9 protein-coding genes are annotated in these 8,671 nt (G+C 69.9%); 7 read left to right on the plus strand and 2 right to left on the minus strand.

Annotated elements, in window-relative coordinates; all coding sequences use genetic code 11:
- Positions 1–519: class I SAM-dependent methyltransferase (locus ACOJTC_RS03035; RefSeq protein ID WP_420115643.1), on the plus strand; the 519-nt coding region annotated here is incomplete at its 5' end.
- A gap of 9 nt (positions 520–528) precedes the next feature.
- The gene (locus tag ACOJTC_RS03040) at positions 529–1,866 is read left to right on the plus strand and encodes an acyltransferase domain-containing protein (RefSeq protein ID WP_420115644.1); all 1,338 of its coding nucleotides are present in this window, start codon (positions 529–531) and stop codon (positions 1,864–1,866) included.
- Positions 1,867–1,967: 101 nt separating this feature from the next.
- Here ACOJTC_RS03040 and ACOJTC_RS03045 read toward each other — a convergent pair whose 3' ends face one another.
- Positions 1,968–3,539 (minus strand): MFS transporter, encoded by a 1,572-nt coding sequence (locus ACOJTC_RS03045; RefSeq protein WP_420115645.1) that lies wholly within the window; start codon positions 3,537–3,539, stop codon positions 1,968–1,970.
- Positions 3,540–3,686: 147 nt separating this feature from the next.
- Positions 3,687–4,358 (minus strand): TetR/AcrR family transcriptional regulator, encoded by a 672-nt coding sequence (locus tag ACOJTC_RS03050; protein WP_357927389.1) that lies wholly within the window; start codon positions 4,356–4,358, stop codon positions 3,687–3,689.
- A gap of 124 nt (positions 4,359–4,482) precedes the next feature.
- On the opposite strand from ACOJTC_RS03050, the gene ACOJTC_RS03055 reads away from it, so the two are divergent.
- The 5 genes from ACOJTC_RS03055 to ACOJTC_RS03075 form a co-directional block, all read left to right on the plus strand.
- On the plus strand, positions 4,483–5,724 hold the full coding sequence (locus ACOJTC_RS03055; protein ID WP_420115646.1) for a cytochrome P450 family protein: 1,242 nt from the start codon (positions 4,483–4,485) through the stop codon (positions 5,722–5,724).
- Positions 5,725–5,765: 41 nt separating this feature from the next.
- Positions 5,766–6,548 carry a HipA family kinase gene (locus ACOJTC_RS03060; RefSeq protein ID WP_204925155.1) on the plus strand — a complete coding sequence of 261 codons (783 nt, stop codon included), beginning with the start codon at positions 5,766–5,768 and terminating at the stop codon, positions 6,546–6,548.
- On the plus strand, positions 6,545–6,937 hold the full coding sequence (locus ACOJTC_RS03065; protein ID WP_204925154.1) for a DUF3037 domain-containing protein: 393 nt from the start codon (positions 6,545–6,547) through the stop codon (positions 6,935–6,937). The genes ACOJTC_RS03060 and ACOJTC_RS03065 overlap by 4 nt, the downstream gene beginning before the upstream one ends.
- A 61-nt stretch (positions 6,938–6,998) precedes the next feature.
- Complete coding sequence (ccrA, locus tag ACOJTC_RS03070; protein ID WP_420115647.1) at positions 6,999–8,360, plus strand: crotonyl-CoA carboxylase/reductase; 1,362 nt, start codon at positions 6,999–7,001, stop codon at positions 8,358–8,360.
- Between the two features lie 213 nt (positions 8,361–8,573).
- On the plus strand, positions 8,574–8,671 hold a 98-nt coding region (locus ACOJTC_RS03075), incomplete at its 3' end, for an S-adenosylmethionine synthetase N-terminal domain-containing protein (RefSeq protein ID WP_420115648.1).

Here is an 8,671-nt window from a genome sequence, read left to right on the forward strand (position 1 = left end):
CTGGCGCGCGGCGACAGCCTGCGCTTCGTCCAGGGTGACGCCGAGGATCTGCCGTTCGAGGACTCCTCGGTGGACGTCCTGATCAACATCGAGAGCTCCCACACCTACCCCGACCTCGAGCGGTTCCTGCGCGAGGTCGCACGGGTGCTGCGTCCGGGCGGGGCCCTGTCGCACATCGACGTGTTCACCCGCCAGCGGCTGCAGACGATGCGGCGGATCACCGCGGAACTGCCCCAGCTGACGTGGGTCGCCGATCACGACGTCTCCGCTGCGGTCCGGGCCGCGGTCCGCCGACGGATGACCCCGGGCAGCCGCTTCCGCCGGACGCTGGACCGTCAGCGGATGAACCCGTTGGTGCGGACGATCGCCACGCACAGTCAGATCCTGATGTTCGGCGGCATGTTCGCAGGCTACCGGCCACCGGCGTCGATCAGGGCGCTCAGCCGGGTGGGCGTCGTGCCGTGGATGAGCGGCCTGCCCATGGAGAGCTACCGGCACCAGGTCGCCGTCCGGGTGTGAGGGGGAGACGTGACCACCCACTTGTTCGCCGTCGCCGCCGAGACCGGGGACGGCCTGCTCGCCGCGATCCGCGGGCATGCCGACCGGATCCGGGGCGGCCGGAACCTGCCCCCGCTGGACCGGTACTGCCACGACGTGGCGACCGGGACAGCCGGCCTGCCGCACCGGGCCACGCTCGTCGCCGACTCCTACGACAGCCTCGCGGCCGGCCTGGCCGAGCTGTCGGCCGCAGGGGCGGACCGCCCGGCGGCGCAGCCGCTGCGGCGACGGCCGGGCCCGGTGTTCGTCTTCGCCGGACAGGGCGCGCAGTGGGAGGGGATGGGCCTGGAGTTGCTGGCCACCGAGCCGGTCTTCCGCGCGGCGCTGCTGCGCTGCGAGGAGCGGGTGCGTGCGCTGGCCGGTTTCTCGGTGACCGAGCAGTTGCGGGCGGACCCGGCGACGTCCCGGCTCGGCGAGATCGACGTGCTGCAACCGACGATGGTGTCGTTGCAGGTCGCCCTCGTCGCCCTGTGGCGCAGCTGGCACGTGGAACCGGCCGCGGTGGTCGGCCACAGCATGGGCGAGATCTCCGCGGGGTACGCAGCCGGCGCGCTCACCCTCGACGACGCCCTGCTGATCGCCTGCCGCCGCAGCTCCCTGCTGCGCCGGATCACCGGTCGGGGTGCCCTGGCCACCACGGAACTGTCGCCGGAGGCCGCGCACGCGCTGGCCGACGCCAGCGGGGGGCGCATCTGCGTCGCCGGGGAGAACAGCCCCCGCTCGACGGTGCTGGCCGGGGACACCGGGTCCCTGACCGCGCTGATCGAGGACCTCGACCGGCGTGACGTCTACTGCCGGATGGTGCGGGGCACGGTCGCCTCGCACAGCCACTACGTCGACGAACTCCGCGACGACCTGGCCGCCGCGCTGCGCCCGCTGCGTCCGGTGGCGTCACGGGTTCCGGTGTACTCGACGGTGACGGGCGCACCCGTGCCCGGCACCGCGCTCGGACCGGCGTACTGGATGCGGAACCTGCGGGAGCCGGTCCGGTTCGCCGCGACCGTCACTCGGCTGGCCGAGGACGGTCACGACGTCTTCGTCGAGATCAGCACCCACCCGGTGCTGATCAGCAGCCTGAGGCAGACGCTGGAGAGCGCGGGGCGGACGGCCGAACTGCTGCCCTCCGGCCGCCGGCGGGCCGAGCGCAAGGCCGTGCTGTCGTCGCTCGGCACGCTCTACGCGTGTGGTCACGACGTGCACTGGCCGGCACTCGCCCCGCCGGCACCGGGGCTCACCCCGTACCAGGAGGCGGTCCTGGACGCGGTCCGGCTTCCCCGGCCCGCGCCGGCACGGGCAGGTTCACGATGACGGCCGGACCCGACGGGGGACACCAGCCGGTGGGTGCCCGACCCGTGGCACGGGACAGGACCCGGCGATCAGAGGCCCGGATGTCGCAGGCGCGGGGGTCCTCAGGACATCCCCAGCCGCCGCGGTCGCCGGGGCAGCAGGAAGAGCAGACAGATCACCGCAGCCAGTCCGGCGGACGCCCAGTAGAGGGCTTCGCTGAACGTCGCGATGAACGTCCGGGTCTTGATGTCGGCCAGGGTGCTCCCGATCGCGGCCTGCTGACCGGGGTCGCCGCCGGCCAGCGTGCGGCAGCTCTGCGGTACGGCGGTGATGTCGGCCTGACCGAGCGCCTCGGTGGCGCAGGTGCGGATGGCCGTCTGCTGCGACGCGACGGCCGGGACCTCCGGAAGCACCCGGTCCGCCTGCGTCCCCGCGTTGGTGGCGAGAGCCGAGAAGAAGATGCCGCCGATGATCGCCACACCGAGGGCGGCACCGAGCTGACCGGCAGCGTTGATCAGACCGGACGCCGACCCGGCCTCCCGTGGCTCGACCTCGGTCAGGATCATGCCGGTCAGCGGGGCGAGCAACATGCCCATTCCGGAACCGAGCAGCAGCATGGGAACGACGGCGTGCCACGAGGTGATCGTCTCGCCGGCCAGTTGGGCGATCCGCGCGTACAGCAGGAGCCCGACCAGCATCAGCAGCGCCCCGGCGAACAGGCAGTTGCGGCCGTAGCGGGGGAACAGCTTACGGACGGCGAGGTTGCCGGCGATCGGGACGCCCAGCGAGAACGGAATCGCCGTGAGGCCGGTGTGCAGCGCCGACCAGCCGAGGCCACCCTGAAGGTAGAGCGTCCAGCTGAGGAAGAACCCGGCCGGGATGCAGCTGAACAGCAGCTGGGTGCCGACGCCGGCGCCGAAGGTCCGGATCTTGAACAGCGAGAGGGCCACCAGCGGCGATCCGTCCTTGGCGGTCTTGTAGCGCTCGTAGAGCACGAACACCGCGAGGACGGGCACGGAGGCGACCAGCGAGACGATGCTCCAGACGGGCCAGCCGAGCTCACGACCGCGCAGCAGCGGCAGCAGCAACAGCAGCAGACCGGCGATCACCAGCACCATGCCGACGAGGTCCAGCCGGTTGGCGCGCGGCGACCGCGACTCACGCATCCACATCCAGCCGGCGACCAGGGCGGCCGCGCCGATCGGAAGGTTGACCACGAAGATGGTGCGCCAGCCCAGGTCGGCCGGGTTCCACGAGATGAGCAGCCCACCCAGCAGCGGCCCGGCGACGATGGCCAGGCCGATCATGCTGGCGTACAGGCTGACGACCCGGCCGATCTCCTGCGGCGGGAAGGTGACGTGGATGATCGCCAGGACCTGGGGGACCATGACCGCGGCGGCGATGCCCTGCAGCACCCGGGCACCGACCAGGACCTCGGAGGTGGGGGCGAAGGCGCACAGGGCGGAGGCCAGGACGAAGCCGGCAACCCCGGTCAGGAACATCCGCTTGCGGCCGAAGATGTCGCCGAGCCGCCCTCCGGTGATCAGGACGACGGCGAAGCACAGCGTGTAGCCGACTGTCAGGGCCTGTACGGCGGCCGCCGAAGCGCCGAGATCCTCCTGGATGCTCGGGATCGCCACGGTGACGATGTTGACGTCGAGCAGGTCCATGAAGGTCGCGACGAGCAGGACCATCAGCGCCAGCCAACGGTGGGGATGTGGGCCGTCGGCGGCTGCGACGGGAGATCCGATGGCCCCTGCGGGCGCCGGCTCCACTTCCTGGCTCATGAGATGTGCTCCAGTTCTTGCGGTTCGTCGCCGGTAGCGGACACCGGCGATGGTTTAGGGGGCGGTCGGGTTCGCAGCGGACGCGCCGTCCGCCTCGGACGTGCCGGTACGGGCGAGCGCGGTCCACGACCGCATCAGCAGCTCCACGACGTCCATGACGTCTCCGGCCGGGCTGTCGCCGGCCAGCAGTACGCGCTGGATGGACAGCCCGTCGTCCAACGCGTGCACGATCAGCGCCAACAGCTCCACCGGCGCGGGTGGCGTGACCGACCGGGCGGCGAAGCCCCGCGCGAGCGCCTGGGCCATGGCTTCGTGGGACCGTCGTTCGCGGTCGGCCATCAGGGACATCACCTGCGGATCGCGCCTCGCGTAGAGCCACAGTTCGGTGCGCAGCGCCAGCCAGCTCGCGAAGTTCTTGTCCCGTTCCCGGTGCCAGCCACGCAGGTGCTCGATCGTCTCCTCGAACGACCCGGCCTTGCTGCTCAGCGCCTGCACCTCCTGCAGTTCGCGTTCGGTGCGCTGTTCCAACAGGGCCAGGACCAACTGTTGTTTGCCGTCGAAGTTGCCGTAGAAGGCACCCCGGGTGTACCCGGCGCGTTCGACGATCTGCTCGACCGAGGTGCCGTTGACACCGAACTCGGCGAACAGCTCGGCTGCCGCCTGCAGCAGCTCCTGGCGGGTGATTTCCCGGCTCTGCTGGCGGGTGAGTCGTTTGCTGATGATCAACCTCCTCGTGAGACTCAGATACGGTACCGTATTCTGATACAGTGTTGTATCCGAATGCCGCATAACCCACCCCGGGGCGTGTCGCAGCGAACGTCGGCGGCGCACCGACACTCGGGTCAACGTCGTGAGCAATCGAATGGGGATGCTGGTGACCGGAGCATTCGACTGGACGGACGTCGAGTTCGACCTGTCCAACGTGAACTTCGTGACCGACCGGGACGCCGGGGAGCGCTGGCTGAGCGCGCCCCGGCCGGTGTGTCCGGGCCGGTTCTCCGACGGTAACGAGGTCTACGTCGTCACCCGCTACGACGCGGTCCGCAGCCTCTTCACCGATCGTCGGGTCAGCAACCATCCCCCGGAGGGCGTCCATCTCGACAGCATGCGCCGCCGGGGTGTGCCCGAGGAACTACTCAAGTACTTCGACTCCACGATCATGACGATGGTGCCGGAGGACCACCGGCGGGTGCGGTCGCTGATCGACCGGGCCTTCTCGGCGCGGCGGGTCAGGACCCTGCGCCCTCGGATCGAGCGGCTGGTCGACGACCTGCTCGACCAGATGGATGCCGCCGGGGAGGTCGACCTCGTCGCCGAGTACGCCCATCCGATCTCCACGACGATCATCTGTGAGCTGCTCGGTGTCGACGACGAGTACCGCGACAGGTGGCTGCGGTGGACCGAGGCGTTCACCACCTTCGTCCGGCCCGACCCGGTGATGCTGCCGCCCGCGCTGCGCGGCATGGTCGACACGGTCATCAGGTTGATCGGCGCGCGGCGGGCCCAACCCGGCGACGACCTGATCTCCGATCTGGTCAAGGCGAGCGACGAGACCGAGAAGCTCGACGAGGTCGAACTGGTCGCCCTGGTGCTGGTGCTGGTGCAGGCCGGCCTCGACACCGTCCGGCACTCGATCTCGCTGAGCCTGTTCCACCTACTGGTCCATCCCGATCAGCTCGAACTGGTCAGGTCGCAGCCGGAGAACACCGTCCAGGCGGTGCGGGAGTTGATGCGCTACGCCGGCCCGATCAAGATGGCCCTGCCACGCTTCGCCGTGGAGCCGATCGAGGTCGACGGGGTGACCATCCCCGAGGGCGGCCAGATCCAGCTCGTGGTGGGCGCCGCCAACAACGACCCGCAGCGGTTCACCGATCCACGCACCCTGGACGTCACCCGGGTCGACAATCCGCAGCTCAGCTTCGCTGCCGGCGACCACTTCTGCCCGGGGGCGTCGTTGGCCACCGCGGAGACCGAGATCGCGCTCAACAAGCTGTTCGCGCGCTTTCCCGGTGTCCACCTGACCGGCGACCCCGACGAGGTGGGACCGCGATTTCTCAAGGCCGTGTCACGCCTGCCCGTACGGCTCGTGTGATCACCGTTCTCCAAGACCGACAACGATCAGTAGGATGAAAAGTGTTACCCACAGTAGTAGCAACGCAGTATCTGACCGCCCTGCGTGAGGGTGGATCCCTGCCCGGGGTGGTGGAGGCGGACAACGACGGCGTGTACGTCGTCAAGTTCCGTGGCGCGGGCCAGGGCAGTGCCGCCCTGGTCGCCGAGATCGTCGTCGGCGAACTCGGCCGCCGGCTCGGCATCCGCGTCCCCGAGCTCGTCACCATCGACATCGACCCGGAGATGGCGCGCCGCGATCCCGATCAGGAGATCCAGGAACTTCTGCGGGCCAGCGCCGGGGTGAACCTGGGCATGGACTTCCTACCCGGCTCGGTCGGTTTCGACGGGGTCGGCTGGCAGCCCCCGGCCGAGGAGGCGGCCAGGATCTACTGGCTGGACGCCCTCACCGCCAACGTGGACCGCACCTGGTCCAACCCCAACCTGATCATCTGGCACCGCCAGCTCTGGGCCATCGACCACGGAGCCGCGCTGCTGTTCCACCACTCCTGGCCGACCGTCGCCACCTGGGCCGAGCGCCGCTACGACCTGTCCCAGCACGTGCTGGCCGACCTGGTCGCCTCGTTGGGTCCCGCGACGCTGGCCAAGCTGGACGCCGAACTGGCCGAGGCGGTGACCGAGGACCTGCTGACCGAGGTCGTCGCCATGGTCCCGGACAGCTTCCTGTTGGGCATGAACTCCGTTCCCGAGGACGCGGACCCGCCCGAGCTGCGACAGCGCTACGTCGACTACCTCCTCGCCCGGCGTACCCGCGTGGGTGCCTGGTGGCCGGGGGTCGATGCATGACCGCCAAGGCGTCCATCCTCAGCTTCGACTACGCGCTGTTGCGCGCCGTGCCCCGTGTCGACCGCGGTGAGCAGGTCAACGTCGGAGCGTTGCTCTACTGTCCCGGCGCGGACTTCCTCGGTGCTGCCATTCATGTCGACGCCGACCGGCTACGGATGCTGGATCCGGACATCGACGTCGACATGGTCGCCGCGGCCCTCGACGCCATCCGTGCGATCTGCGCCGGTGATCCCGCCGCCGGTCGGGCGGGGGCCGGCACCCGGGGGGCGCGGTTCGGCTGGCTGACCGCGCCGCGCAGCACGGTGATCCAGACCAGTGCCGTCCACGGCGGGCTCACCACCGACCCGGCGGCCGAACTCAAGCGCCTGATGGGACGGCTCGTGCACTGAACGGCGAGGCAGCGGGCCGCAGCCACCTCCTTTCCTCAGTCGCGTTACCCGAGGAGCACCGATGGAAGACATCATCAGCGCCGTTCTCGACCCGGACACCCGACCGGAGGACTTCGCGGCCCTGCCCGTTCCGGAGCACTACCGCGCGGTCACCCTGCACGCCGACGAGGTCGAGATGTTCGCAGGGGTCGCCGCCGAGGCCCGCGAGCCGCGCCGGGCCGTGCACCTCGACGACGTGGCGGTCCCCGAGGTCGGGCCCGGCGAGGCGTTGGTGGCGGTCATGGCCAGCTCGATCAACTACAACACCGTGTGGTCGTCGTTGTTCGATCCGATGCCCAGTTTCACCTTCCTGGCCCGGTACGGCCGACGCTCACCGCTGGCCCGCCGCCATGACCTGCCCTACCACGTGATCGGTTCCGACCTGTCCGGAGTGGTGCTGCGTACCGGGCCAGGGGTCTACGCCTGGAAGCCCGGCGACGAAGTCGTGGCGCACTGTCTGTCGGCCGAGCTGGAGGCACCCGAGGGACACAACGACACCATGCTCGACCCGGATCAGCGGATCTGGGGCTACGAGACCAACTTCGGGGGTCTCGCCCAGTTGGCACTGGTCAAGGCGAACCAGTTGATGCCCAAGCCGGCGCACCTGACATGGGAGGAGGCGGGGACTCCCGGTCTGGTCTCCTCGACGGCGTACCGGCAGTTGGTCTCCCGCAACGGCGCCCAGATGAAGCAGGGTGACAATGTGCTCATCTGGGGTGCCTCCGGCGGGGTGGGCGCGTTCGCCACCCAGCTCGCGTTGGCCGGAGGGGCGAAGCCGATCTGTGTGGTGTCCAGCCCGACCAAGGCCGCCATCTGTCGGGCGATGGGTGCTGACGCGGTGATCGACCGCACCGACGAGGCCTTCACGTTCTGGAAGGACGAGTACACCCAGGACCCCGGGGAGTGGAAACGGTTCGGACGGCGGATCCGGGAACTGACCGGCGGGGAGGATCCCGACATCGTGTTCGAGCATCCCGGGCGGGACACCTTCGGTGCCTCGGTGTACGTCACCCGCAAGGGAGGCACCATCGTGACCTGCGCTTCCACCTCCGGCTACCGCCACGAGTACGACAACCGTTACCTGTGGATGTCGCTCAAGCGGATCGTCGGATCGCACTTCGCCAACTACCGCGAGGCGTGGGAGGTCAACCGTCTCATCGCCAAGGGTCGGATCCACCCCACGCTGTCCAAGACGTACGCCCTGGCAGACGCCGGACAGGCGGTCGACGACGTGTACCGCAACCGGCACCTCGGCAAGGTCGGTGTACTGGCGCTGGCACCGCACGAGGGTCTCGGCGTCCGCGACACGGCGATGCGCGAGCAGCATCTCGACGCGATCAACCGGTTCCGGCGGGCTGACCGGCCGACCACCAGCCCCCGCTGACCCGGCCGTCAGCGGGGCGACGCCGGTCAGCCGACCGCCCACAGGCACCCGCGTGCCGCGCCGACCTGCGGGTGCGACAGCGACACGTCGTCCGGAGGCCCGCTCGACCGTTCCCGGAGCGGAGCGGGATCACCGGGTCAGCCGTCCGCCCCCCGATCGGTCGAGGTGGAAGGCCGGTTCGACGTCATGCCCTCATCGACGGAAGGACTACCCATGGCACGCCGCCTGTTCACCTCCGAGTCGGTCACGGAAGGCCACCCGGACAAGATCGCCGACCAGATCAGTGACGGGATCCTCGATGCCCTGCTGAC

It is taken from the genome of Micromonospora sp. (assembly GCF_048594385.1).
GTDB classification, from domain to species: Bacteria; Actinomycetota; Actinomycetes; order Mycobacteriales; family Micromonosporaceae; genus Micromonospora; species Micromonospora wenchangensis.